This window comes from Luteimonas galliterrae, from assembly GCF_023374055.1.
Lineage (GTDB): Bacteria > Pseudomonadota > Gammaproteobacteria > Xanthomonadales > Xanthomonadaceae > Luteimonas_C > Luteimonas_C galliterrae.
Genome location: NZ_JAMBEP010000001.1, coordinates 1,048,913 through 1,074,153, shown reverse-complemented (window position 1 = coordinate 1,074,153; position 25,241 = coordinate 1,048,913). Strand labels below are relative to the sequence as shown.

Sequence of the window (25,241 nt, the reverse complement as noted above, 5' to 3'; positions counted from 1 at the left end):
CCCGCCTGCGGAAGAGGGTTGGGCGAGGGCGCGCGTAATGGCAGGTCGCCTCGTCGCGATCTGGAGAGGCCTTAAAGTCGCTGGATTCCCGCCTTCGCGGGAATGACGGCTTATTAAAGGCAAGAGCGGGTTGCCTTACCACTTCGCGCCAATCACTCGGGGTTCCGGTTCGAGAGCGACGCCGAAACGTTCGCGTACCGACGCCGCAATCCGCCGCGCCAAATCCAACAGCTGCATCCCGCTGGCATTGCCGTGATTGACCAGCACCAACGCATGCTTGTCGGAAACGCCGGCGTCGCCGTCGCGATGGCCCTTCCACCCGCAGGCGTCGATCAGCCAAGCCGCCGACAGCTTGCGCGTGGCTTCGCCATCGCCGCGGAACACCGGCAGCGTGGCGTGTTCGGCCTGCAAGGCTTCGGCCTGCGCTCGAGGCACGATCGGATTCTTGAAGAAACTGCCTGCGTTGCCGATCGCGGCCGGGTCCGGCAGCTTGCGCCGGCGCAGGCGGATCACCGCTTCGGCCACCTGCGCGGCATCGGGCGCATGCTCTACGCCCATCGCAGCGAGTTCGTCGCGGATGCCGGCGTATTCCACGTGCGGCGCCGTGCTGCGCGACAGCGAGAATTCGACCGCGGTGACGATATAGCGGTCCGGTTCGCGCTTGAACACGCTGTCGCGATAAGCGAAACGGCAATCATCCCGGCCCAGCCGCGCCATGCCGGCGCCGTGCTCGTAGACTTCCACCGCATGGATGCGATCGCAGACTTCGACGCCGTAAGCGCCGATGTTCTGGATCGGCGCAGCGCCGACCGTCCCCGGTATCAGGGCCAGGTTTTCGAGGCCGCGATAACCCTGCCGCAGCATCGACATTACCAAGCCGTGCCATTCCACGCCGGCGTCGGCGCGGATGAGGACGGCATCGCCGCCATCGTCGGCGACCACCTCGACATTCTTCGCCGCCAGCGCCACCACCGTGCCCGCGGGATCTGCGGCGAACAGCAGATTGCTGCCGCCGCCTAGCACCATCGGCGGACCGTCGCCGAACGCGGTCGCGGCCAGATCGGGCAGGGCGCGGGCGTCGTCGACCTCGATCAATCGCGCGGCGCGGGCGTCGACGCGGAAAGTGTTGCGTGCGCGCAGCGAAGCGTCGCTCAGTACCCGGTAGCCGGCGCTCATAGGCGCGGCACGCCGCCCGTGCTCGGCGCTTCCTTGCGACGCCGGATCGCGTCGACGCATTCGCCGATCAAGGCCGGGCCGCGATAGATCAGGCCGGTGTAGATCTGCACCAGGCTCGCGCCTGCGGCGGTTTTGGTCACCGCGTCCGGCGCCGACAGGATGCCGCCGACGCCGATCAGCGGAATCGATTCCGGCAGCCGCGTCCGCATCCGGCGCAACGCCGAAGTCGACTTGCCCAACAGCGGCGCGCCGGACAGACCGCCGGTCTCCTGCGCGTGCCGGTGTCCCTGCACGGGGAAGCGCGACACGGTGGTGTTGGTGGCGATCACGCCGTCCACCTGCAGGTCGGCGAGCACGCGGCTGGCGGCATCGATGTCCTCGTCGGACAGGTCCGGCGACACTTTCACCAGCAGCGGCACGCGCTTGCCGTGCTGCGCGGCCAGCGCCTCCTGCGCCTCGCGCAAGGTGCCGATCAGGCGCCGCAGCGATTGTTCCTCCTGCAGCTCGCGCAGGCCGGCGGTATTGGGCGAGGAGATGTTGACGGTCACGTAATCGGCGAGCGGGTACACGCGTTCCAGGCAGACCAGGTAATCGCGTTCGGCCGAATCGTTCGGCGTGTCCTTGTTCTTGCCGATGTTGATGCCGAGGATGCCGTCTTTGCGCTTGGATTTCTCGACATTGCGCACCAGCGCATCGACGCCGTCGTTGTTGAAGCCGAGCCGGTTGATGATGGCCTGATGCTCGGGCAGCCGGAACATGCGCGGCTTCGGGTTGCCCGGTTGCGGACGCGGCGTCACCGTGCCGACTTCGACGAAGCCGAAACCCAGCGCCAGCAGCGCATCGATATGCGCGCCGTTCTTGTCCAGGCCGGCGGCGAGGCCGACGGGGTTCGGAAACGTCAGCCCAAAAGCTTTGGTGGGGAAGGGCTGCGGCCGCCGCGCCAGCAGCGGATTGAAGCCGCTGCGGTACGCCGCCTCGATCGCGCGCAGGCCGATGCCGTGCGCGAGCTCCGGATCCAGGCCGAACAGGAAAGGGCGGGCGAGGGAATACATCGTCAGTGCTGCAGCCCCAGCCACATCAGGCCGCCGAAGAACACGACGAAGATCATGACCGCCAGCAGGCCGAGGATCAGCGACGCATAGCCCAGCACCAGGCCGGCCACGGCCATGCCGTCGCCTTGCAGCCGCTCGGGCTCGCGGCGGATTTCGCCGCGGGCCAGGTGCCCGGTGATGATCGCCACGATGCCGCCGATCGCCGGCAGCAGCGTCCAGCCGAGAAAACCGAAGATCAGGCTGACGATGGCCAGCGTGCTGGTCTGGCGGAAACTGGCGTTCATCTCATTCCCCTTATCGGTGTCAAAGATCGAACTTGATCCCCTGCGCCAACGGCAACGCGTCGGAGTAGTTGATGGTATTGGTCTGGCGGCGCATGTACGCCCTCCACGCATCCGAACCGGATTCGCGGCCGCCGCCGGTTTCCTTCTCGCCGCCGAACGCGCCGCCGATTTCGGCGCCGCTGGTGCCGATGTTGACGTTGGCGATGCCGCAGTCCGAACCGGCCGCCGACAGGAAGGCCTCGGCCGCTTTCAAGTTGGTGGTGAAGATCGACGAGGACAGGCCTTGCGGCACGGCGTTCTGCATTTCCAGCGCTTCGTCCAGCTTCGAGAATTTCATCACGTACAGGATCGGCGCGAAGGTTTCGGTCTGCACGACTTCGGCTTCGTTCTTGAGTCCGGTGATCAGCGTGGGCAGCACGAAATTGCCCTTGCGGTCGTCCAGCGCCTTGCCGCCGCTTTCGACCGTACCGCCGGAAGCCTTCGCCTTCTCGACCGCGGCCAGGAAGCCTTTCACCGCATCCTGGCTGTTGAGCGGGCCCATCAGGTTGGCCGGATCGGTGGGATCGCCGATCTTCTTCTCGACCTGCGCGTAGGCGGTCTTGAGCTTGGCCAGCACGTCGTCGTAGATCTTGTCCTGCACGAACAGGCGGCGCGTCGTGGTGCAGCGCTGGCCGGCGGTGCCGACCGCGCCGAACACGATCGCGGGAATCGCCAGCTTCAGGTCCGCGGTCTCGTCGACGATGATCGCGTTGTTGCCGCCCAACTCCAGCAGGCTGCGGCCCATGCGCTGGGCGACGCGCTCGCCGACGTTGCGGCCGACCTTGGTCGAGCCGGTGAAGCTGATCAGCGGGATGCGCCTGTCGTCGACGAAGCTCTGCGCCAGTTCGGTGCCGGCGTCGTTGAACATGTAGAACAGGTCCGGGAAGCCGCCTTTCTTCAGCGCCGCGTTGCAGATCTTCATCGAGGCGATCGCCGACAACGGCGTCTTGGGCGACGGCTTCCAGATGCTGATGTTGCCGCATACCGCGGCGACGAAGCTGTTCCAGGCCCAGACCGCGACCGGGAAATTGAAGGCCGAGATGATGCCGACCAGGCCCAGCGGATGCCATTGCTCGTACATGCGGTGGCCGGGGCGCTCGCTGTGCATGGTCAGGCCGTACAGCTGGCGCGACAGGCCGACGGAGAATTCGCCGATGTCGATCATTTCCTGCACTTCGCCGTCGCCTTCGGGCTTGCTCTTGCCCATCTCCAGCGCGACCAGCGAACCGAGCTGATCCTTGTGGGCGCGCAAGGCTTCAGCGCAAAGGCGGATCGCCTCGCCGCGGCGCGGCGCCGGCGTGGTGCGCCACACTTTGAAGGCGGCTTGCGCGCGCTCGACGATCAGGTCGTAGTCGGCTTGCGAAGAGGCCTGCACCCGCGCCAGCACGCTGCCGTCGGTCGGGTTGACCGGTTCCAGCACGCCGGCGTCGGCGGTCTTGGACCACTCGCTGTTGCCGAGATAGGTGCCGGATTCGTTGTCGGCCAGGCCGAGCGCGGTGAGGACGGGGTGGGTCATGAAAAGCTCCTAAGCATTGAATAGTCCGGCCATGGATGGCCGGGCTCTGGCACATGGGTGTGCGACCTGTGCACGACTGGCGGCCCCGATACGATTCGAACGTACGACCTTCCCCTTAGGAGGGGGACGCTCTATCCAGCTGAGCTACGGGGCCATAAGCCGTAAATTATCCCAGATGCCCCCCGATTCCGCAGCTATTCTTGCCGCATGCCCCGATTCCCCGCCTTTTGCGCTTGCCTTGCCGCCTTCGTACCGCAGTCCTACGCCGTCGAGCGCACGCGTCCGCAGACCCTGGACACCGTGGTCGTCACCGCCACCCGCGGCGAAGACGATGCTCTGGATGTGCCCGCCGCGATCGACCGCATCGACGCCGAAGCGATCCGCCGCGCGCAGCCACGGGTGGATCTTTCCGAATCGCTGCAGCGCGTGCCCGGCGTGATGGCGCGCGATCGCCAGAACCAGGCGCAGGATCTGCAAATATCGGTTCGCGGCTTCGGCACGCGCGCCAGCTTCGGCGTGCGCGGCGTGCGCCTGTACACCGACGGCATTCCGGCGACGATGCCCGACGGGCAAGGCCAGGTCTCGCACTTCGCGCTGGAAGCGGCCGAGCGCATCGAGGTATTGCGCGGGCCGTTCTCGGCGCTGTACGGCAATTCCTCCGGCGGCGTGATCCAGTCGTTCAGCGCGCCGCCGCCGCTGCAGCCGGAATTGGCGGCAGGATTCGCGGCGGGCAGCGACGGCCTTCGGCGCGGCTCGATATCGTGGCGCGGCCCCTGGCAAGGCGGGCAGGGCGGCTATCGGCTTGATGCCGGCGCGCTGGCCGACGATGGCTATCGCGACCACAGCCGGGCGCGTCGCGATTCGGCGCAGCTCGCGCTCGGCGGCATGTTCGGCGCGGACGGCGAATTCCGCGTGATCGCCAATGCGCTCGACCTCGAGGCCGACGATCCGCAAGGCCTGACCCGGGAGCAGGTCGAAGCCGATCCTCGCGCCGCCAGCGAAGGCGCCTTGCGATTCGACACGCGCAAGACCGTGCGCCAGCAGCAGTTGGGTGCGCGCGTCGAGCACGGCGCCGGCATCGGCCGGCTGGGCCTCACCGCTTACGGCGGCGGCCGCGACACGGTGCAGTTCCTGTCGGTGCCGCCGGCTTCGCAGGCCAATCCGCTGAGCGGCGGCGGCGTGATCGATTTGGATCGCAGCTATGGAGGCATCGACGCGCGCTGGCAGTGGCAGGGCCAGCTGGCGGCGCGTCCGTTCTCGGTCGCCGTCGGCGCCGAGTACCAGTCGTCCGACGAGCATCGCCTCGGCTACGAAAATTTCGTCGGCGCGCAGCTCGGCGTGCGCGGCGCGCTGCGTCGCGACGAACGCGATCGCGTGGCGGCGTACGACCAATACTTGCAGGCCGATTGGGCCATCGCGCCGCGCTGGCGCGTCGACCTGGGCGTGCGGCGCAGCCGCGTCGCGTTCCGTTCGCGCGATGCCTACATCACTTCGGACAATCCCGACGACAGCGGACGGGTCGAATACGCGCGCACCACGCCCGTGGCCGGCGTGCTGTTCCATGCTGCGGAATGGCTCAGCCTCTACGCCAACGCCGGCAAAGGTTTCGAAACGCCGACCTTCAACGAGTTGTCCTACCGCAGCGACGGCCTCAGCGGGCTCAACACGGCTTTGCTCGCGGCGCGCAGCGAAAACGTGGAGGCCGGCGTGCGTGCGCGCCGTGGCGATATCCGCTTCGGCTTCGCATTGTTCCGCAGCGATACCGAAGACGAACTGGTGGTCGCCGCCAACCAGGGCGGGCGCAGCACGTTCGCCAACGCCGCCCGCTCGCGGCGGCAGGGCGCGGAGCTTTCGTGGTCGGGCGCGTGGTCGCCGCGCTGGCGTTATGGACTGGCCTACACCTGGCTCGATGCGCGCTATCGCGATGCGTTCGCCGTTTGCGGAGCCGCGCCGTGCGCGACGCCGGACAGCATGGTCGCCGCGGGCAACCGCATTCCGGGCTTGCCGCGCCACAACGGCTGGGCCGAACTGCGCTGGCTGGCCGCCGACGATTACGATTTCGCCATCGAAGCGCGCGGCATCGGCCGCGTATACGCCGACGATGCCAATACCGCACCAGCGCCGGGGTACGTGAGCTTCGACCTCAGCGCGCAACGGCGCTGGCGGATCGGTGGTTTCGAATTCGTCGGCTTCGCGCGCATCGACAACCTGTTCGATCGCGACGCGGTCGGTTCTGTCATCGTCAACGAAAGCAACGGCCGATATTTCGAACCCGCGCCGGGCAGGCGCTGGCTGCTCGGACTGGATATCAAGGCCGTCCGGCGTTGAAGGAAAGGCCGTGCTGACGTTGGCGTTGCCGTTGTCCTTAGCCGTCATCCGGCGAAGGCGGGAACGCTCAGGATGCTGGGGCGAACACCTGCAACAGATGCCGGGTATGCCGCAGGAGCGCGCGTCATCCAGCGCCTTGCTCTTGCCCTAGCTCTTGCCTTTGCTCTGTAGAGCGGAGCCTGCTCCGGTGCTCTTCGCTCTTAAGCCGTTCGCTCTTAAGCCGTTCGCTCTTAAGCCGTTCGCTCTTAAGTCGTTCGCTCTTGAGCCGTCATCCCAGCGAACGCTGGGACCCATCTTGCTCTTGCTGTTGCCCCTAAGCCGTCATCCCGGCGAAGGCCGGGATCCAGGCCCGCGTCCTGGCGGCTTGCGCTACGACTCGCGCCATGGAAAAAAGCTTCCGCGCTGCGCGCGGGTCACTTTCTTTGTTGGCCCAAAGAAAGTAACCCAAGAAAGGGCCTGAACTGCGGTGCGATGCGTCGCACCTGAAAGTCCGCCAGCGGACCTGCTGTCGTCGTAGGTGACCTTCTTACGCAGGTATTAGATTTTGATTCGCCGCGATTGTGGTGACGTGGCTTTTGCGGATTTGCGCTAAGGAGGCATTCTTGTCGATCGCCTCGAATCTGAATGTCGAAGCGAGGGAGGAATCCCGAGGGCCGGCGAGCGGTAGCCAAGAACATTCCACCCCCCTTTTTTCTTTGGTGACTTCTCTTTTGGGCCCACAAAAAGAAAGCATGCCATGAGCGTGCCGAAGGGTCATTCGGCCGCGGTTTGAGCGGACGAAACCCCGGCCGGGACGGCCGGCAGGTCGCGACAAACCCCCAAGTCAAGGCAGCGGAGCAAGCTCCGCTCTACAGAACGAAACAAGATCAATGCTTGGGATACAGCAAAGTGAGCGTGAACCTCACGCCCCAATCGGGCCCGTCGCCTGGCGTTTCGGCGAAATAGCGCACGCCGCCTTGCAGGCTCAGCATCTGGCCGCCCCAGCGCGTGACCTTGGCGTAGCCCACGTTCAACGGCGCGTTCCATTTCTCGCCTTTCCAGTCGTAGCTCGATTCCACGTTGAACGACAACGTGCGGCCGCCCGGGAATTGTTTGGCGAAGAAGGGCTGCAGGAACGTACTGCTGACATCGGCGCGGTTGTGATCGCCGGCGACCGACCAGATGTGGTTCACCAGCGCGCCGTAGGTCCAGCCGCCCGGGGTCTGTTTCAGCGCCAGCGCGCTCGGGCCCAGCCCCCATTTTTCCGAACCGAGGAGTTCATCTGTGGCTGTAGGCAGCAAGAAGACGGGTCCCGCGCCCCAAATCCAGCCGTTCGCGGTGGGCTTCTTGGGCGAGAAGAACAGCGTCGGCGTCGTATCGCCCAGCCCGAATTGGCTGCCGGAATCGCCGAAGATGTCGTCCTGATAGATCACCGGCACGATCACCCGCGCGATCAAGTTCCAGTCGTCCGAGATCGGTTTGGGGATCACCGGTTGTATGTTGAGGTATTGCCTGGCGCCGTCCTCGGAGCCGAGCTTGAAGTCCGCGTTGTATTGCAGCGGCACGCTGGTCAGCGAGGCGACCGGATTGGATAGCTGTTTGGCGAGTTCGTCCGCGCCCTGCTGCGCATGCGCAAGGGCCGGGTATGCGCCTATGGCCGCGATCGCCAATCCATATCGCCGGCGGAATCGGATCGTCATGCGGGCTCCCTGTCGTGCGGCGATCAAACGCCTCGGCCCGACATTGCGCCGCCCGCTTAGGCGCCTACAAGCGGATTTACACCTTACTCGGATAGGTATTTTTACCGAAGCTGCGCCGTTGGCGCCTCAGTCGGCGCCGTGCGGCTGCGCGCCGGCCCTGAAGCGGACTTCGACGCGCGTGCCGCCCGTAGGCCCGCGTGCGATATCGAAATTTCCGCCCAAGGCCTTGGCGCGTTCTTCCATGCTTATCAGCCCGAGGCTGGGCGGCGGCGCATGCTTGATCTCCGGCGCGTAGCCGATGCCGTTGTCTTCGATGGTGAGCGATACCCCGTCCCGATCGCCTTCGAGCAGGATGCGGGCGAGCGAGGCATGCGCATGCTTGTCGATGTTGTTGACCGCTTCCTGGACGATCCGGAACAAGCCGAGCTCCTGGGCCTCCGACAAAGGCGGAAGATTTCGGGTCGAGCAGTGCAATCGCAGTTCGCCGCTGGCGTTGTGCTTCTCGCACAGGCCTTCGATCGCGCTGGCCAGGCCGGTGAAGCGCAGGATGCTGGGGTGCAACTCATGCGAAATGTCGCGGATGTCCTTGGAAATCGACATCAGCTGTTCCTGTATTTCGTCGATCGATTCGCGCTGGGCCTGGCCGAGTTCCCGCTTGATCGCGCTCAACTGGATCGAGACGGCGGCCAGCGACTGGTTGATGTCGTCGTGCAGATCCCTTGCGATCCGGGTCCTTTCCTCTTCCTGGACCACCAGCATGCGTCCGGTCACCTTGCTCAGCCGTTGGTAGGCCCGCTTCAGCATCAACCGGCTCGTCGTCCGTTGTTCCGCCAGCACCGCAAGGAACAGCAGCGAAATGGCGGTCCCGATCGCCCAGAATTGCGCGCTCAGGATCGTTTCCGCCAGATCGGGCGCTGCAAACGGGCCGAAGCCGTTCACGCTCATCCGCATGCACAGGAATGCGACGAGCAGCATCGCGACCGACGCCCCTGCGATGCCGAACGAGGCCAGCGCCCACACGAGAAAAGGAATCGGCGCCAGGATCAGCAGCCGTTTCACGATGATGTCGTCCCAGGGAAAGCTCCAGGTCAGCCAAAGCAAGCCGGCGAGCAGGACGACGGCGACGAAACTGGCGGTGCTCGCCGGATTCCTCCGCTCTGGTTGCTTCGCCGCGCTCACGATGCCCACGACGGCGGGAACGACCAGCACGTAGCCCAGGCTGTGCGCCAAGGCTACGTTCAACCAGTCGCCGATGTAGGGATTCAGCTCGTTGCGGCGGGCGAGCGTCGTGACCCACCAGGCGCTCGTCGCAGGCAACAACAGGCAGGCGAACAGGATGAAGCGGCCGATGTCGGCAAAACTCTCCATCAGCCGCTGGCCGTCGCGGTATCGCAGCAAGACCGCCGCGGTCGCTGCGACCAGCAGGTAATCGCCGCCTACCGTCACGAGCACGTCCCACGCGGAAATGCGGAACATCGAAACCGCCAGCACGCCCAGCAACGAGCCGATCAGGCAGGCAGGCCATCGCGCGCGCGGCAAGAGCAGCAAGCCGCACAGCAGCGTCGCGCCGGGCAACCACACCATGTGGGCTTTAAGCGCCGGCGCCCACGCCGCAACCGAGAGCAATTGCGCGATACAGCCGGCGCCGAAAAACGCCGCGCCGGTCGCCAGTTGCCGTTGTGCGCTGCTTATGGCCATTGCGGTCGCCAAAGCTGCCGAGTCGTAACGCTCGCGCAAGAGAGCTCCGGCGCTCCAATCGGCCTTCGATACGCCGGGTGTGTGCCGGGATTTCACTTGTCCTTCACCTTTCCGGACGAACGCTGTATGCCCTCGCGGCGAAATCTATGCCGGTTGCCGCCTCGGTCGCTATCCGGATTCCGTCTTCCAATGGTGGAGCGGCATGGTCGATCTGTCTGTCCTGTATCAGCGCTCGGTCGTCGACGGTTTCGATGCGCAGGCCCTGTTGGGCGCCGTGCGCGATACGCGTTTCGAGCAACGCCTGCTCGGGGCAGGGCATTTCCGGGCTTGCCTGCAGCGCGTCGTGTTTCCGCATTTCAGCCTCGATAGCGGTGCCTATTCGCTGCCCATCTTCGCCAGCGGCAGTTTCGGCAAGGGCGTGGTCTCGTTGGCCCTGGCCCTGTCGTGCAGGGATCCGATGTGGGCCAACGGAAAACTCGTCGAAGCCGGCCAGGTGATGGTTTTCGCCGAAGACAGCGAGCTTAACGTCAGACCCGGCCCCGGCGACTGGCGTTGGGCAGTGCTGCTGATAGAACGAGAACGGTTGCAGCAAGCGGCCGAGGGGCGGTTGGGGAGGCCGTTGGCGATTCCGATCAGCGGCTGGTATTGCAACGATACTCCGCCGAGCGCGTCGGACGCTTTGTGCCGCACGGTGCGCGCCGTGCTCGACGACGCTTCGCGGTGGGGGCCAACGGTCGACGATGGCAGGGTCGCAGCGCAAGGCTCGCTGCTGCTGGGCGCCTTCCTCGATGCGGTGGGCGGCGACCGTTCTGCGCCGGGTCTGCAGACGCGAGGCGAATGGATGGTCCGCCGGCGCGACGAGACGATCAGAAAGGCCGAGTGCTTCCTAAAGGCGCAATTGGACCGGCCGTTCGACAGCCGGTCGCTCGCGACGCTGCTGGGCATCGGCGAACGCAGGGTGGAGCGCCTCTTCCATGAAGCATATGGCCTGAGCCCCAGCCGCTGGCACCACATCGCCAGGCTCAATGCGGCCAGGCTGGCGCTGCTGCAGGCCGAGGACGGGGAGCGGGTCACCGACATCGCCTCGCGCCTGGGCTTCGGGCACCTGAGCCGCTTCTCCAGCGAATACCGGCAGATATTCGGAGAGTATCCGCGCGATACGCTGCGGGCCTGATCGCGTCCGGCAACGAATATCGTTGCTGCGGCTCGGCCTGTTCCTGTCGCGGACTGCGTTCTCTACTTGAACCGCGTAAGTAGATTTACCTACGCCGCCGCGATCGTTGCGACGAAACGCCGGCAGGATGCGACCAAGCGCGGTGTATTGGCATTCGCCTTGCGGCGATGGCGGGAATGCGGTGGAGGTAGTATCGTCGGCGGCAAGGCGAAGCGAACAGGGGCGATCGCAGCAAGTCCGGTTACGGGGTAACGCTCGCGGGGGAGTATGCCATGAGTGCTTTGCTGGAAGAGTCGTTTCAATACGGCCATTCGCCGCTGCGGGTCCTCGTCGCAGACGACCACTTGCTGGTGGCGCAAGGCGTAGAACGGTTGCTGCTGGAATGCTTCGAGACGGTCGAACTGGTGTCCTCCGGCGAGGACCTGATCGCGTCGGTGCGCCGCGAGCGGCCCGATGTCGTTGTGACGGATATCAGCATGGCCGGCGTCAACGGCATCGATGCGATGCGTATCCTGCACGAAGAAGGATATGCGATGCCTTTCGTTTTCCTGACGATGCATTCTGATTCGGTGGTGGCCGCCGAAGCGGTCAAGGCGGGCGCGAGCGGCTACATCCTCAAGAGCTCGGCCGGCGAGGAACTGGTCCGCGCCATCCAGGAAGTGGTGGCCGGCCGCACTTACGTCACGCCGACGTTGGCGGTGAACGCCATCATTTCGTCGGAACGGCGGCATTACAACCTGACCGACAAGCAGCGCCGCATATTGCAGTTCGTCGCCAAGGGCCTGCGCTCCAAGCAGATCGCGTACGAGCTCGGCGTGTCGGTGCGCACCGTCGAATCCCACAAATACGCCATCATGCAGGAGCTCGGCGTGCACGGCACGGTGGAGCTGGTGCGCAAGGCGGAACAGGAAGGCCTGATCGGCGCCTGAGCCGCGCAGCCGCGCCTGCGGCCGGGCGCGAGCGGCACTGGCCGCGCCGCAAGTAGATTTACTTGTCCCGGTACGGTTGTTTTCCTATGTCGGCCAACGCCGTCTGGGAACAACATTCGGGCGGGTGGACCTCCTGCGAGCATCATGAGCCGCGTGCGCGTACTTCTGGCGGAAGACGGTCCAGCGATGGCCAAGCAGTTGCTTGTGCTGCTCTCCAAGGAATTCGACGTCGTCGGCATGGTCGAAGACGGTTTTTCGCTGGTCCAAGCCGCGCGCCGGATGAATCCGGACGTGGTGGTGACCGACATCTCCATGCCCGGTCTGGACGGCCTGGAGGCGATCCGCCAGCTCAGGCGCGAACGAGCGGACCTGCATGTGGTGTTCATCACGGTCCATGCCGACCGGCGTCTGGTCGAGCGTGCGATGAAGCTCGGCCCCTGCGGTTACGTAGTCAAGTCGGTCGCCGGCGAGGATCTGCTGGCTGCGGTCAACGCCGTGGTCGCAGGGGAGTCCTACGTTTCGGGGTCGATCGGCAGCGCCGGCGACAGGGCTTGAACCGCTCAGGCCAGGATGCCGAACAGCTTGCGCACCAGTTCGTCCACCGACATCGCGAAGAAGATCAGCGGCGTCAGCGGAACCGCTCCGTGCACGGCGATCCACAGCAGATTCCAGCGCGTCACGGGGACGATCGACATCGAGCGCACCGTACCGTAGACGCTGGTGAAATCCGCCAATCCCGAGGCGTCTGCCTGGTCCAGCAACGTCGCCGCGTCCGCGGCTTGCCTGCCCCGGCGCCAACGTCGGTCGAACGCGCGGACCGTACGGTTGCCCAGGGCGTCGTATTTCATCAGCGCATGGCGCTTGGCCGCCATCATCCTCGGCGCCAACAGCAGCAATGGCGCGACGAGCAGCATCGTGGAGCCGATGATGTAGCCGGCCAACAGATGGGTCAGGCCTGCGACGGTTTCGCCGTAATAGAGGATCCGGTTGATGCAGTAGCCGAGCAGAACCAGCCCGCCCGCCGCCGAGAGCGCGCCGAAACGTTCCTGCGCCAAGCCGAGGAAACCGAGGCCTCCGGCGCCGTCCGGGTGCGCGGGGTGCAGATCCAGTTCGATGCGGGACAGCCGCCACAACAGATAAGCCCACAGGCAAAATCTCCATAGCCATATCAGCGCGACGAACCTGAAGGCCGGCACCGATACGGCGTTGAACCATTGCCCGGCCGCGCTGAGCGAGCCGGTATCCGACATGCGCCAGTCCGCATGCCCCGTTGCGGCGCCGGGCACGGCCAATGCAGCCAGCGAAGGCAGCACCGCCAGCGCCACGCAGACCAGCTCGGGCAGGTTGGAATCCCTGAGCCGGCGCATCGCGACGAATATCGCTGCAAGCGACGATCGGCGGCCGCGGCGCGTCAGGTCCGAATACGCGAGTTGGCGGGCGGCGCCGCGAAGGATCCTGTCGGACCACGGCGCCGCCAGGATCAGCATCGGCATCGCCAACAGGAACCGGCTCAGCACGGCGTAGTCGCCCAGCAGCGGCATGGCTGCATGCTGACCCAGCAGCGTGCCTTCCCAGGTGGAGATGGCCAGCAGCGGCAGGAAGGCGATGCCGATCAGGATCGCGGCTACCCAGGACGTCGTCGGCGTACCGGGGTGCAGTGCGCCGATCGCCGACAGCAATCGGTAGACCAGGCCGCCCTTCATCAGCGAGAAATTGTCGTTGATCATCGCAGCTCCGCGACTTCCGCCGGCATGGCGGCAGGGCTGGACGCATCTTCGGCCGGCCGCGCGCGCGGCGCCGCAGTAAAAATACTGACGGCGGAACGGTGGGAATCTCTGTTGTGCGTGCAGGACCGGCGGCAGAAGCTCTACGGCGAGCTCAAGAGGCACGCCGATGGACGCTGGGCCCGACCTGGTGCACCGCTTCTGGACGGATCTGATGGCGAGGACGGACGGTCCGCTGGCCTTCCGGTTCTTTCTGCAGCCTCCATCACGACGATGCGGACCGCGAATTCGCCTGCGACCGCGATTTCAAACGGAGTCCATTGAAAGGAGGGCTGGATCGCGGCGGCGAGTACCGCATCTGGCGAGTCGGCATGAAGAACGATTGGAACCGTGTTTTCGCGGATTGACGGCGCCAGCGGAGAGACGCTCTTGAATGCACCGAACGACAACATGACGATGATTCCCGGCGGCGTCTTCACGATGGGCTCGGACGAGCACTATCCCGAGGAGAAGCCCGCGCACAAGGCCAGCGTCGGCGCCTTCTGGATGGACCGGCACACGGTCACCAACCGCGAGTTCGCGCGGTTCGTCGAAGCCACCGGCCACGTGACGCTGGCCGAGAAGGCGGCCGATCCCGCCGATTATCCCGGCGCCGATCCGGCCTTGCTGGCGCCGTCGTCGGTGGTGTTCGTGCCGCCGCCGGGGCGCGTCGACCTGCGCAATCATTACAACTGGTGGAATTATGTGCAGGGCGCGGATTGGCGCCGCCCGCGCGGGCCGGGCACGTCGATCGAAGGACTCGACGACCACCCCGTCGTTCACGTGGCTTTCGAAGACGCCGAAGCGTATGCGGCCTGGGCCGGAAAGTCGCTGCCGACCGAAGCGGAATGGGAATTCGCCGCGCGCGGCGGCCTGGAAGGCGCGGAATTCTGCTGGGGCGACGAGCTCAATCCCGGCGGGAAATGGATGGCGAACACCTGGCAGGGCGAATTCCCCTGGCAGAACCTGGATGAAGACGGCCATCGCTGGACCGCGCCGGTGGGTTCGTTCCCCGCCAACGGCTACGGCTTGCACGACATGGCGGGCAACGTCTGGGAATGGACCGCCGATTGGTACCAGGACCACAGTCGCATTCCGCAACACGCGTGCTGCACGCTGCGCAATCCGCGCGGCGGCGCGCGCGAGGACAGCTACGATCCGAGAAACCCGCAGGTCACGATCCCGCGCAAAGTCATGAAGGGCGGCTCGCATCTGTGCGCGCCGAACTATTGCCGGCGCTACCGGCCCGCAGCGCGCATGGCGCAGCCGATCGACACGTCTACCAGCCACCTCGGTTTCAGGTGCGTCGTGCGCGTGCCGGAGGCGCCGTGAACGCTTGGTTGGCCGCGGTGACCGAGCCCACGGTGGTCATCATCGACGCGATGGCGTACCTGATGATCGTGTTCGGCACTGTGCAGGCCTTCATCGGCGTGGTCGGGTTGGCGATCCGTCGCGGCGGGCAGGGTGCCGATCGTCGCGAAGTCTGGTTGGCGTATGCGCGCTGGCTGGTCGCAGGCCTCACGTTCCAGCTGGCGGCGGACATCATCGAATCGTCGGTCGCGCCCACCTGGCAAAGCATCGGCCAACTCGGTGCGATTGCGGTCATCCGCACCTTCCTCAATTACTTCCTGGAGCGGGATTTGGTCGAGGTGCGCGAACGCCGGCCGCTCGCCGGAGCAAAGCCATGAGAGCGCATCGGTTCGTGCGAAACGACCGCATGGGTACGTTTAAGGCGCAAGCCACGCGAGGGCGCCGACCGGCATCCATGTCTAATTCCAGTCCCGCTGTATCAGCTTCTGATTCCAGTTGCCGGCGCGGCGCCCTGCGCGAGCCCGCCGTCGCCGCAATCCGCGGTTCGCGCCGTGTCGGGAGGAACGACCATGCTTGTCGACAATAGATGGATGGGATTGGCGCTGGCGGGCCTGGCGCTGATCATGCCGGCGGCGGCGGCCGCGCAAGCCCGCGAAACTCCGGATAAACCTGCGGCTCAGGCTGCGATGCCGCCGTCGATCGATCCGGCCGCGCTCGCCGCGCTGGACAAGATGGGTACGGCGTTGCGCGCCTTGAAGCAGTTTTCGTTGACTTCGGAAACCAGCATCGAATACGTGCTGGAATCCGGCGAGAAGATCCAGCTCGGCGGAGACGTGGTCTACAAGGTCAGGCAACCCAACGAGTTCTTTGCGGAGGTCAAGAGCGACCGGCGCCAACGCCAGTTCTTCTACGACGGCAAGGATCTGACCGTTTACTCGCCGCGTCTGAAGTACTACGCGACGATGGATGGCGTGAACGCGTCGTTGCGTGAAATGGTGCTGGGCGCGTCGCAGGATTACGGCATCGAGCTGCCGCTGGCGGACCTGTTCCTGTGGGGCACTGAATACGCGCCCAGGGACGCGATCAAAGGCGCCAGCTATGTCGGCGCCGGTACGTTGGGCGGCGACGCTATCGACCAGTACGCCTTTCGCCAGGTGGGCGTGGACTGGCAGGTATGGATTTCGAAGGTGACATCGCTGCCGCGCAAGCTGGTGATCACGAGCTTGGACGACGAAGCGCGCCCGCAGTATGCGGCGCGCCTGAACTGGGACACGAAGAAAGCGATCCCGGCATCCACTTTCAGCTTCGTGCCGCCCAAGGGCGCGAGCAAAATCGTGTTCGTGCCGGTGGATGTCGCCGTGGTCGAGGAGGATGCGCCATGAACATCCGTACCGGCACCTCTTGGAGGTTGCTTGCCGCGGCGATGCTGATGTCGGCGCCGGTGCTGTGCGCGATATCGCCGCAGGCCGAAGCGCAACGCCGCGCAGGCGGCCATGTTGGCGGCGGGCATGCCGGGACTGCGCGCGCATCGGCACCCACCAGCGTCAACCATCAGGCGATGCGAGGCAGCGGCAGCGGCGGCCACCCATCGGCGGCCACACGGCCGGGCGATGGCGGTCACGGCATCAATAGCGACGCAAGCCGCACCGCGAACTACAGCGCTAACCAAGACGTCAACCGCAATACCAATATCAACAACAACACCAACATCAACCGCAACGTCAATGTGAATATCGACGACCACGACCATTGGAACGACTGGGACGATCGCCCGTTCGCCACCGCAGCGGCGGTGACCGCCGGCGTCGCGGTCACTTCGGCCGTCATCGGCTCGATCGTCTATTCGGTGCCGCCCAGCTGCACCACCGTGATCGTCGACGGTATCGGTTACTCGCAGTGCGGCAGCACCTGGTACCAGCCGCGCTATTCGGGCACGACGGTGCAGTACGTGGTCGTTAATCCGCCGTGATCGAAGCCAGCGGCGCCGTCGCATGCGCCGCGCCTAGGTAAGTTTTCCGGCGGCATTACCGTAGTTATTCGCATTACTTGCGATGCGGCCGGGCATAGCTTTGGCAGCGTTAGGCACGATACGTCCACAAAGGCCCGGCAAGGGCGGAGGCTCGCGATGAAGGCACTAGCTACGGCGGTTCTGGCCATGGTCCTGTCGGCTTGCGCGTCGACGCCGACGGTCCATACGGATGCCGATCCGTCGGCGAACTTCTCCAGCTACCGTACCTATTCGTGGGCGGCCAAGCCGACGGGCGGCTCGCCGCTGGTGCAGCAGCGGATCGTGGACGGGATCGACGCGCGCCTGCGCGCCAAGGGTTGGACGCTATCGCCCAGCGGCGGCGACGTGGCGGTGGCCGCGCATGTCGCCACTAGCCAAAAACAAACTCTGGACACGTTCTACAACGGCACCGCGATGGGCGGTTGGGGTTGGCGGGGCGGCATGGCGATGGGCAGTTCCACCACCACCGTGCACACCTACGATGTCGGCACGTTGATCGTCGACATGTTCGATGCCAAGACCCAACAGGCGGTCTGGCGCGGAACCGCCAGCAGCACGGTGCCCGATTCGCCGGAAAAAGTGAACGCGGCGGTGGAAGCGGGCCTGGACAAGCTGTTCGCCGCGTTTCCTCCCGGTACGGCGGCGTCGCCTTGAATGCCGCCTCGCACGGAATTCCAAGTGTAAGTCGCGAGCCCGGCTCTTCCTGCCCCCCAGCCTGTCGGGCCGGGCTCGCGCAGCTGTCTGCGCGCCATGGATAGCGAGTGGGCCGAAGAAGAGCGCCGCTCGTGAGCGCAAGATGATGATCGATCCGCCAGCGGACTGACACCATGCCTAATCGGCATGGCGAGCGGTAGGATTCGTCCTTAATGGGGATTTCTCCGCCGGCCAGAGGTGTGCATGCAAACGGATAGCGCCATGCGCCGCCTGTGCGCCTTGCTGCTGCTTGCTGCGATGTTGATGTCGCTTTCCGCGACCTGCATGGCGCAGGAGCGCGCAGCCGATGTCCCGGCGGCGAGCGGCAGTTGCGGCGTGCGGGAACCCGGCGATACGCGGCCCAGGATCGGCCTGGCGCTCGGCGGCGGCGGCGCGCGCGGCATCGCGCACGTGCGGATCCTCAAGAAGTTGGAAGAGATGCGCATCCCGGTCGACTGCATCGCCGGCACCAGCATGGGCGCGCTGGTGGGTGCGCTTTACGCTACCGGGAAAGACGCGGGCGAGATCGAAGCGCTGCTGCAGACCATCGAATGGAAGCAGCTGTTCACCGACAGCCTTCCGCGCCGCGACCGCTCGCTGCGCCGCAAGGACGAGGACGCCACGCGCCTGGCGACGCTCGGCGTGGGCATCCAGGGCAGCAAGGGGCTGAAGCTCGCGCCCGGCTTCAGCGAGGGCGAAAGGTTGATCGCATTCTTCGAGAACCAAACCGGCAGCGGCAGGATCAACGGCGATTTCGATCGCTTGCCGATCCCGTTCCGTGCGGTGGCGACCGACATCAACACCGGCAAGCACGTGGTGCTAGGCGATGGCAGCCTGCCCATGGCGATGCGCGCGAGCATGTCGTTGCCGGGCATATTCCGGCCGGTGGAGATCGACGGAAAGATCCTGGTCGACGGCGGGCTGGCCGATCAGGTGCCGATCGATGTGGTGCGCCAGATGGGCGCCGATCGCGTCATCGCAGTCGATGTAGGCACGCCGTTGTCGGTGTTGGACCGCGATGCCAGCCTGGTGGACGTGCTGGACCAGATGAGCGGCTTCCTGACCACCGGCAGCGCCGCTCGCCAGCTGGCGACGCTGGGCCCGTCGGACGTGCTGATCACGCCCGACCTGACCGGGCAGGTCTCCACCGGCGATTTCGAGAAAGCGGACCTGGCGCTGCAGATCGGCCAGGCCGCGGCCGACGCCGCCAGCGCCGCGTTGGCGCCGTTGTCCGTGGCGCCCGACCAGTACGCGCGCTTCGAGGCGCGGCACAAGTTCACGCCTTTCGAACCGCCGCGGATATCGGCGATACGCTTCGAGAACCACACCGGCTATGCCGACGAGGTGTTGTTGTCCTACCTGCCGGTCAAGGTCGGCGAGCCGCTCGACGCCGTGCAGATGCGCAAGGGCATCATCAATGCCTACGGCCTGGGTACGCTTTCCAGCATCACTTACGACGTGACGGGCGTGGACGGCGCCGCCGAAGTCGATATCAAGGCCTACGAAAAGCCGCACGGCCCCAGCTATGTGCAGGCCGGCCTGACGCTCAGCGACGACCTGAAGGGAAACCACGAATCCAACCTGAGGGCAGGGCTGCTGTTTTCGCCGATCTCGCGCTACGGCGCGGAGGCGCGCGTGCTCCTGCAATTGGGAAGCGAGCCGGCGCTGACCGGCGAGTATTACCATCCGTTCGACTATAGAAGCCGCTACGTCGCCGAGTTCCGGGGCGGGTACGAAACGGCGAACTTCAACCTCTTCGACGACTTCGGCAACAAGGTGCAGCGTTACCGCGCCGAACGCAGCGGTGCCAGGGCCCTGTTCTCGCGGAACGTTTCCAACGCCTTGCAGCTCTCGCTCGGGCTGGAGCGGTTCACCGGTGGAGCGCGGCTGGAAGTGGGCGACCCCAGCAATCCGGACGTGGATTTCGACGAAGGCGCGGCGCTCGCGCAGGTCGGGCTCGATACGATCGACAGCCTGTATTTTCCGCGCGAGGGTTTCCTGATGGCCATGGGCTATCGCATGTCGCGCGAAGGCCTGGGTGCGGACACCCGGTTCGACCAGGCCGATTTCGATGCGGTGGGTGCGAAGAGTTTCGGGGCGCATGCGGTGCAGCTCGGCGCCAGATACCACGTGACCACTTCCGGCGTTGCGCCGTTTCAGAGCCTGTACCGCCTCGGAGGACGTTGGCGGCTGGCCGGTTTCCAGAACAACCAGCTCACCGGCCAGAACTACGCGCTCGCGTTCCTGGGCTACTCGTACCAGCTCGGCACCGTATTGGGACGCTCGGCGCAAGTGGGCGCCACCATAGAGTATGGCAATGCCTGGCAACGGCGCAGCGACATGGCCTGGGACGACGGCATCTTCAACGGCAGCCTGTTCATCGGCTTCGATTCCTGGGTGGGTCCGCTGATCTTCGGCTACGGCATGAAGGAGGGCGGCGACGGCGTCATCTTCATCGAACTGGGGCAATCGCTGTAAAAGCCGCTCATTCCGTCGGCGCGCCCGCTTTGGGCAACTGCGTCAGCGTTTGGCTCGCGATGGCGTCCAGATGCGCCTGGGCGCCGTCTTTGGGCCCGCGCACGGTGCCTTTGTAAAGCGCGCGCCACAGCACGCGGATCTGACCCGGTTCGAGGACTTCGACCATCAGGCCGCCTTCGACATAGTCGGTCGTTTCGACGTGCATCTGCAGGGAGCCGTCGCCGCCGCGGGTGATGATCTGCGAGCAGCCGCCCTGGCGGCATTCGATCGCCGCTTCGGGCGCCGACGCGGGTCCGGCGTCTTCGATCTTCGCGCTTTGCGCATCGAGCACGCCGACCCGGTACGCCACCTGGAAATCGGCTTGCGAAGCGTTGTCCGCCAAACGATAGCCTTTCGCCTGCAGCGCCTTGTCGACAGCCGATTGGATCCGGGCCCGCAGTTGCAGGTCCTGCACGCGGATGTCGGCTTCGGCTTTCAGGCGTTGCGGCATCGCAATCCATGCGTACCGCGGTCCGGGCAGGGACGTGGCGGCTTTGGAAACGGTGATCTCGGTCGGCGTCTGCGCAACGGCGCTCGGCCCTGCCGAAAGGCCGAGCGCGAAGACGAGCGACTGGGCGTATGCTTTCCGTAACACGGCGGATCGGATCTCCAGCCCTGATCCGCCGGGTTCATGCCAGAGAAGGCCCATGGCTGCACACCCGCAAGGCTCCGAGAGCGGTAGCCCCTTTTTAGGCGCGCGTTCGAGGCGGCACAACCGTATTTCTACGTATGCCGCTTCGGTGTAAACGCTGATCCGGCACGATCATAAGGCGTTCAGCTCACCGATTTCTTCACCAGCGCGCCGATCTTCGCCTCTACCGCGGAAGTCCACTCCTTCAACGCGAAGGAAGTCGGCCACATCGCGCCGTCGTCGAGGTTCGCCTTGTCGTTGAAGCCGAACGTCGCATACCTCGATTTGAACTTGTCCGCGGCTTGGAAGAAGCAAACCACCTTGCCATCGCCGTTGGCGTACGCGGGCATCCCGTACCAGGTCTTGGGCGACAGGTCCGGCGCATTGGCTTTGACGATCGCATGGAGTTGCTTGGCGATCGTGCGGTCCGGTGGCGGCATTGCGGCGATCGCCGCGAGTACGTCTTTTTCCCCGGCCGCCCTGTTCGCGCCGCGGCGCGCCTCCGCCTTCAGCTCCTGGGCACGCTCCTTCATCGCTGCGCGTTCTTCGTCCGTGAACCCCTTGGATGCCTTGCTTGTCGCAGCCGCGTTCTTGACGGATTTCTTCGTGGTCTTCTTGGTCGCCTGCTTGGCGGTCTTGTTGGTTCTACTGGCGGTCTTGGCCATTTTTTGCATTCCTTATCGTGATTCGTTGGGCGATCCGGCGTGCTAGTCCCGCATCAAGCTTCGCCAGTCGCGCGTTCGCCGCCGCGCCGTTTGAGGACATAGGGCAGGGCGAACAAGTACAGGCCGGTGACGAACAGCAACGCGAGCGGGAACAACGGCACGTAGGATACCCAGACGACCGGATTTTCCCGCGTCAGGGCGATGAAAGTGACGACCACCGTCAATGTGAAGAGGATGGACATCCAGCGGTGGAACTGCCTGATCCACTTGTTCCAGTTCATGAAACCTCCTATGGAGACGTACTGCACGGGTCGGTGATTTGCCGGGATGGACGCACAGGCAGTTCTTGCCGGATTCGACAAGACGATCGTCGAACGGCTCAGCGCATTTCGTTGATGCGGATGTGGTTGCCGGAAGGGTCGCGGAAAGCGCAGTCGCGAATCCCGTACGGCTGGTCGGTAGGTTCTTGCACGACCTCGGCGCCGCTGGCCTGCACGCGCTCGAAAGTGCCGTCGAGGTCGGCGGTGGCCAGGATGAGCATCGCATAGGTGCCTTTGGCCATCATCTCGGCGATGGTGCGGCGCTCGTCGTCGGTGATGCCGGGCGTGGCCGCCGGGGGGTGCAGGACGATATTCGTATCGGGCTGGCCGACGGGGCCGACCGTGATCCAGCGCATGCCCTTGTAGCCGACGTCCTTGCGGACTTCGAAGCCCAGTGTGTCGCGATAGAAGGCCAGCGTCGCGTCCGGATCGTCGTGCGGGAGGAAACTCGAGTGGATGGTGAGGTTCATGGCAGTCGTCCTGGGTGCGGGTGGAGCTGTCATGCTAGGTCAGGCTGGGTAGCCGGCGCTTCTCGATTCCTGATCGGTCTGGTCACTTGTTTGGCCACGCAGGAGGGCATTCCCGCCGTCGCCGATGCCGCCTGCTGCCGATAGACGCTAGGCGGCACGCCGACCAGCTCGGTGAAGCGCGTGCTGAAGGTGCCCAGCGACGAGCAGCCGACCGCGAAGCAGGTTTCGGTGACGCTGAGGTCGCCGCAGCGCAGCAGCGCCATCGCGCGCTCGATGCGCCGCGTCATCAGATAGCTGTAGGGCGACTCGCCGTAAGCGAGTTTGAATTGCCGGCTGAGATGCCCGGCCGACATGTGCGCGCCGCGGGCGAGCGCCTCGACGTCCAGCGGCCGCGCGTACTCGCGGTCGATCCGGTCCCGCACGCGGCGCAGGCGGGCGAGGTCGCGAAGGTGCAGCGCTTCGGCGGAGATGCCGTTCACCTGCATGATCCTGCCATGTCGCACCGGGGGGGTGAACCAGGCGCGAAAATACCAAAAAGCCCCGGAAAATACGAACTTTCAGGTCTCCGTCGCGTACGGCGGCGATGTCATAGCGCCAGGAAAGCCTGTGCGGCTGCGACGGTACCCTTCGGGTCTTCCTCGTGAGGCACATGGCCCAGGCCATCGAACACGGCCAAGCGGCTGCCGGCGATGTCCTTATGGAAGCGGTCGGCGGTGTCGGGCGGGATCAACTTGTCCTGCCCGCCCCAGATGATCAGCGTCGGCTGCTTGACTTGCTTGATCTGGGCTTCGAATTCGCCACCCTTGCTTTGCGCGAACCGGCCACGCAGCGCGGCGCGGTTGCCCTCGCGCAAGGTCAGCTCGTAATAGCGGTCGATCAGTTCGGGCGTGACGCGCGATGGGTCGCCGTACACGTTGCGCACGCTGGACTCGATCATGCGGCGAGGCAGCAGGTTAGCCATGAGGGGCTTGAGCGCCGGGATCTGCGCGAGCTTGAAGGCGATCGGCATGGACTGCGCTTTGTAGTAATACCCAGCGGCATCGATCAGGATCAGTTTGCTCACGCGCTGGGGATGGTCGATAGCCATCTTCCAGGCTACATAACCGCCGAAGGAGTTGCCCGCCACCACGGCCTGTTCGACGCCCATCTGGTCCATCAGCCTGGCTACGAAATCGGTGTAGATGCCGATGTTGTACTTGCCATCGGGCGTCGGGCCCGTCAGGCCGAAGCCCGGCATGTCGACACGGATCACGCGACGCCGCTCTTTGAGCGCGGCGACCCAGCCATCCCAGGCGTGCAGGCTGGCCGAGGTGCCGTGCAGCAGCACGATGGGCAGGCGGTCGTCGCGCGGCCCTTCATCGCGCACGTGCGCCTTCATGCCATTGATGTCGATGAATTTCGAAGGCGCCGGAGCCCAACGCGCCTTGAGCGTGTCGACCGGGCGATCCGGCGCCCATGCCATGCAGATACCCACGCCCGCCAGCGCCACGGGCACACTCGCTACAACGCCTACCCACGTGAGGAACGTTTTCATAAGCGCGTCTATATCACTTTCGCGCGATCGAATAAATGAGACGGCAGGCAATACACTGATTCAGCCACTGAATAAATAGCTGTGGCCTTAGGCAATGGGCAAGCTTGTTGCGATGGAGACCTTCTTGCGGATCGCCTGGGCGGCATGCGCCCGAGCCTGCTCCAGCGTCAGATGCCCGAACGCCCCGAGCGTACGACGCTTCCCACGCGACCATTCAATGATCCAGGCCTTGTACCCTGAAGGCTGGACCCGAAAGATCAGCCCCGGGATGCTGATATCCCTGAGCTCATAGGGACGATCCTGGGGCTGAGCCGATGTGACGAGCTTTTTGGTGAGCTGGGCGCGCATTGCACTGGGTTCCTTAAGTGGGCCTTAAGTGCAAAGTAGGACGGCCGCAGAAACGGTGCCCGGTGAGGATCATCCGCATCGGTAGTCTCAGAGCTCGGTGGCCCAGCCAATTCCAGCCCACCGATCCTCGTGTCGCCGGCTGGCGCGCCCGGGCCCGGCTCGCTAGAATCGCCGGCATGGGGCGGTAGCTCAGCTGGGAGAGCGTCGCGTTCGCAATGCGAAGGTCGAGGGTTCGATCCCCTTCCGCTCCACCAATTCAAAGACTTGCAAATGCCCTGCGGACCTTGGTCTGCGGGGCTTTTTCATTGGGCACGACGACGCTGAGGGCTGCACGAGCGGCCGAGGCGAGGTGAGCATTTTGATGATGCTCCGGGATGCGCGGCATCGCGGCGAGAATGACGCGGCAGCGTCCCAGGCACCGCGCGCCCTCGTCGGTCGGTGGATGCGCGCGTGGCGCCTTTCAGCTGCGACGCCGAAGTGGCGCTCGAGCGCGGCGAGGGAGCGCGCCGCCATCGGCAGGAGGCGTCGAGCGACTCCGCGATGGCCGTCTGGCTGCCGTTCTCGGCGATGGCTGAGACGATTCAGCAGGGTCTAGCTGTGATAGGCATTGGGACCGGGCTGGTTGGCCTGAATGAACGATTGGAGCAGTGCACATGCACAACAAAATGATGGTCCGCTTCACTCTTATTACTATGGCTTGGTTGATCGGGGCCTATTGTTACTTCGTAGCTTTACTACCGACTTTCGGTGCCTCCGAGGCAACGCAGAAAGTGCACGCGGTTGCCGCTGCGGTCGCGTTTTCCATCGTGGGTCTCGCCTTCTGCACTCCCGCCTATCACCGCATGTTGATAACTGGAGATTGGAAAGCACGTGTGAAAAATCCGCAGTTGAGCATAATCAGCGCGGTGTTGCTGTGCGGCACTCTTGTCCTGATGGCCGCTTACTTTTCCGAGAATGGCACGCAAGGAAGCCGCAATGCCATTAGGTTTCACGGCCTGACGGGATTGTTTAGCTATTTCGGAGGAAGGTGGATTTATAAGCGATAGCCCAGAGCGGGCGGTTTGTCGCGCGGAGCGAATCATTTGCCAGGGTCGAAGTTGGCGGCT

Annotated in this window: 25 protein-coding genes and 2 tRNA genes; 12 read left to right on the top strand and 15 right to left on the bottom strand. The window is 65.1% G+C overall.

Translation table 11 applies throughout. From position 1 onward, the window contains the following. Positions 1-135 precede the first annotated feature (135 nt). From murB to M2650_RS04840, 5 genes are all read right to left on the bottom strand, one after another. Positions 136-1,176, bottom strand: coding sequence for a UDP-N-acetylmuramate dehydrogenase (murB, locus tag M2650_RS04860; RefSeq protein WP_249471941.1), 1,041 nt, complete (start codon positions 1,174-1,176; stop codon positions 136-138). Further along, positions 1,173-2,228: a quinone-dependent dihydroorotate dehydrogenase gene (locus M2650_RS04855; protein WP_249471936.1), complete on the bottom strand. Its 1,056-nt coding sequence runs from the start codon at positions 2,226-2,228 to the stop codon at positions 1,173-1,175. Before M2650_RS04855 ends, murB begins: the two co-directional genes overlap by 4 nt. Before the next feature lie 2 nt (positions 2,229-2,230). Next, entirely contained in the window at positions 2,231-2,512 is a 282-nt protein-coding gene (locus tag M2650_RS04850; RefSeq protein WP_249471933.1) for a DUF4190 domain-containing protein, read from the bottom strand. 19 nt (positions 2,513-2,531) lie between these two features. Beyond that, positions 2,532-4,067 carry an L-piperidine-6-carboxylate dehydrogenase gene (gene amaB / locus M2650_RS04845; protein WP_249471930.1) on the bottom strand — a complete coding sequence of 512 codons (1,536 nt, stop codon included), beginning with the start codon at positions 4,065-4,067 and terminating at the stop codon, positions 2,532-2,534. A gap of 77 nt (positions 4,068-4,144) precedes the next feature. Beyond that, positions 4,145-4,221 (bottom strand) — tRNA-Arg (locus tag M2650_RS04840). A gap of 53 nt (positions 4,222-4,274) precedes the next feature. On the opposite strand from M2650_RS04840, the gene M2650_RS04835 reads away from it, so the two are divergent. Next, positions 4,275-6,395: a TonB-dependent receptor family protein gene (locus M2650_RS04835; protein ID WP_249471928.1), complete on the top strand. Its 2,121-nt coding sequence runs from the start codon at positions 4,275-4,277 to the stop codon at positions 6,393-6,395. Positions 6,396-7,261: 866 nt separating this feature from the next. Here M2650_RS04835 and M2650_RS04830 read toward each other — a convergent pair. Together M2650_RS04830 and M2650_RS04825 are read right to left on the bottom strand one after the other, a co-directional pair. Then, positions 7,262-8,074, bottom strand: a complete 813-nt coding sequence (locus M2650_RS04830; RefSeq protein WP_249471925.1) for a transporter — start codon at positions 8,072-8,074, stop codon at positions 7,262-7,264. Positions 8,075-8,200: 126 nt separating this feature from the next. After that, entirely contained in the window at positions 8,201-9,772 is a 1,572-nt protein-coding gene (locus M2650_RS04825; RefSeq protein ID WP_249471922.1) for a sensor histidine kinase, read from the bottom strand. Between the two features lie 202 nt (positions 9,773-9,974). Between M2650_RS04825 and M2650_RS04820 the strand changes: the two genes are divergently transcribed. The 3 genes from M2650_RS04820 to M2650_RS04810 all read left to right on the top strand — a co-directional run bounded on the left by M2650_RS04820 (position 9,975) and on the right by M2650_RS04810 (position 12,430). Continuing rightward, positions 9,975-10,946, top strand: a complete 972-nt coding sequence (locus tag M2650_RS04820) for a helix-turn-helix domain-containing protein (protein WP_249471920.1) — start codon at positions 9,975-9,977, stop codon at positions 10,944-10,946. A 272-nt stretch (positions 10,947-11,218) separates the two neighbouring features. Further along, on the top strand, positions 11,219-11,875 hold the full coding sequence (locus M2650_RS04815) for a response regulator (RefSeq protein WP_249471916.1): 657 nt from the start codon (positions 11,219-11,221) through the stop codon (positions 11,873-11,875). A 144-nt stretch (positions 11,876-12,019) separates the two neighbouring features. Continuing rightward, a complete protein-coding gene (locus M2650_RS04810) occupies positions 12,020-12,430 on the top strand; it encodes a response regulator (protein WP_249471912.1) in 411 nt (136 codons plus the stop codon). Positions 12,431-12,435: 5 nt separating this feature from the next. On the opposite strand, the gene M2650_RS04805 is transcribed toward M2650_RS04810, so the two are convergent. Next, a complete protein-coding gene (locus tag M2650_RS04805) occupies positions 12,436-13,602 on the bottom strand; it encodes a hypothetical protein (RefSeq protein ID WP_249471910.1) in 1,167 nt (388 codons plus the stop codon). A 426-nt stretch (positions 13,603-14,028) separates the two neighbouring features. On the opposite strand from M2650_RS04805, the gene M2650_RS04800 reads away from it, so the two are divergent. The 6 genes from M2650_RS04800 to M2650_RS04775 all read left to right on the top strand — a co-directional run bounded on the left by M2650_RS04800 (position 14,029) and on the right by M2650_RS04775 (position 20,128). Beyond that, positions 14,029-14,970 (top strand): formylglycine-generating enzyme family protein, encoded by a 942-nt coding sequence (locus M2650_RS04800; protein WP_249471908.1) that lies wholly within the window; start codon positions 14,029-14,031, stop codon positions 14,968-14,970. Next, the gene (locus tag M2650_RS04795; RefSeq protein WP_249471906.1) at positions 14,967-15,326 is read left to right on the top strand and encodes a DUF1622 domain-containing protein; all 360 of its coding nucleotides are present in this window, start codon (positions 14,967-14,969) and stop codon (positions 15,324-15,326) included. Before M2650_RS04800 ends, M2650_RS04795 begins: the two co-directional genes overlap by 4 nt. A gap of 192 nt (positions 15,327-15,518) precedes the next feature. Then, entirely contained in the window at positions 15,519-16,331 is an 813-nt protein-coding gene (locus M2650_RS04790; RefSeq protein WP_249471904.1) for a DUF2092 domain-containing protein, read from the top strand. Continuing rightward, the gene (locus M2650_RS04785; protein ID WP_249471901.1) at positions 16,328-16,918 is read left to right on the top strand and encodes a DUF6515 family protein; all 591 of its coding nucleotides are present in this window, start codon (positions 16,328-16,330) and stop codon (positions 16,916-16,918) included. Before M2650_RS04790 ends, M2650_RS04785 begins: the two co-directional genes overlap by 4 nt. A 156-nt stretch (positions 16,919-17,074) precedes the next feature. Beyond that, on the top strand, positions 17,075-17,611 hold the full coding sequence (locus M2650_RS04780) for a DUF4136 domain-containing protein (RefSeq protein ID WP_249471898.1): 537 nt from the start codon (positions 17,075-17,077) through the stop codon (positions 17,609-17,611). A 261-nt stretch (positions 17,612-17,872) separates the two neighbouring features. After that, positions 17,873-20,128, top strand: a complete 2,256-nt coding sequence (locus M2650_RS04775; RefSeq protein WP_249471895.1) for a patatin-like phospholipase family protein — start codon at positions 17,873-17,875, stop codon at positions 20,126-20,128. A 7-nt stretch (positions 20,129-20,135) separates the two neighbouring features. Here M2650_RS04775 and M2650_RS04770 read toward each other — a convergent pair whose 3' ends face one another. The 7 genes from M2650_RS04770 to M2650_RS04740 all read right to left on the bottom strand — a co-directional run bounded on the left by M2650_RS04770 (position 20,136) and on the right by M2650_RS04740 (position 24,135). Next, positions 20,136-20,762 carry a DUF4136 domain-containing protein gene (locus M2650_RS04770; protein WP_249471892.1) on the bottom strand — a complete coding sequence of 209 codons (627 nt, stop codon included), beginning with the start codon at positions 20,760-20,762 and terminating at the stop codon, positions 20,136-20,138. 179 nt (positions 20,763-20,941) lie between these two features. Beyond that, a complete protein-coding gene (locus M2650_RS04765) occupies positions 20,942-21,463 on the bottom strand; it encodes an iron chaperone (RefSeq protein WP_249471889.1) in 522 nt (173 codons plus the stop codon). Between the two features lie 53 nt (positions 21,464-21,516). Continuing rightward, positions 21,517-21,744 carry a hypothetical protein gene (locus M2650_RS04760; protein ID WP_249471887.1) on the bottom strand — a complete coding sequence of 76 codons (228 nt, stop codon included), beginning with the start codon at positions 21,742-21,744 and terminating at the stop codon, positions 21,517-21,519. Between the two features lie 98 nt (positions 21,745-21,842). Continuing rightward, positions 21,843-22,253: a VOC family protein gene (locus M2650_RS04755; RefSeq protein WP_249471885.1), complete on the bottom strand. Its 411-nt coding sequence runs from the start codon at positions 22,251-22,253 to the stop codon at positions 21,843-21,845. Positions 22,254-22,282: 29 nt separating this feature from the next. Then, positions 22,283-22,738: a helix-turn-helix transcriptional regulator gene (locus tag M2650_RS04750; RefSeq protein ID WP_249471883.1), complete on the bottom strand. Its 456-nt coding sequence runs from the start codon at positions 22,736-22,738 to the stop codon at positions 22,283-22,285. A gap of 101 nt (positions 22,739-22,839) precedes the next feature. Then, positions 22,840-23,787, bottom strand: coding sequence for an alpha/beta fold hydrolase (locus tag M2650_RS04745; protein WP_249471881.1), 948 nt, complete (start codon positions 23,785-23,787; stop codon positions 22,840-22,842). 87 nt (positions 23,788-23,874) lie between these two features. Beyond that, positions 23,875-24,135, bottom strand: coding sequence for an Arm DNA-binding domain-containing protein (locus tag M2650_RS04740; protein WP_249471879.1), 261 nt, complete (start codon positions 24,133-24,135; stop codon positions 23,875-23,877). 178 nt (positions 24,136-24,313) lie between these two features. Here M2650_RS04740 and M2650_RS04735 point away from each other — a divergent pair. Beyond that, positions 24,314-24,389: transfer RNA gene (locus tag M2650_RS04735), tRNA-Ala, on the top strand. Between the two features lie 399 nt (positions 24,390-24,788). Continuing rightward, the gene (locus M2650_RS04730) at positions 24,789-25,181 is read left to right on the top strand and encodes a hypothetical protein (RefSeq protein ID WP_249471875.1); all 393 of its coding nucleotides are present in this window, start codon (positions 24,789-24,791) and stop codon (positions 25,179-25,181) included. Positions 25,182-25,241: the final 60 nt, after the last annotated feature.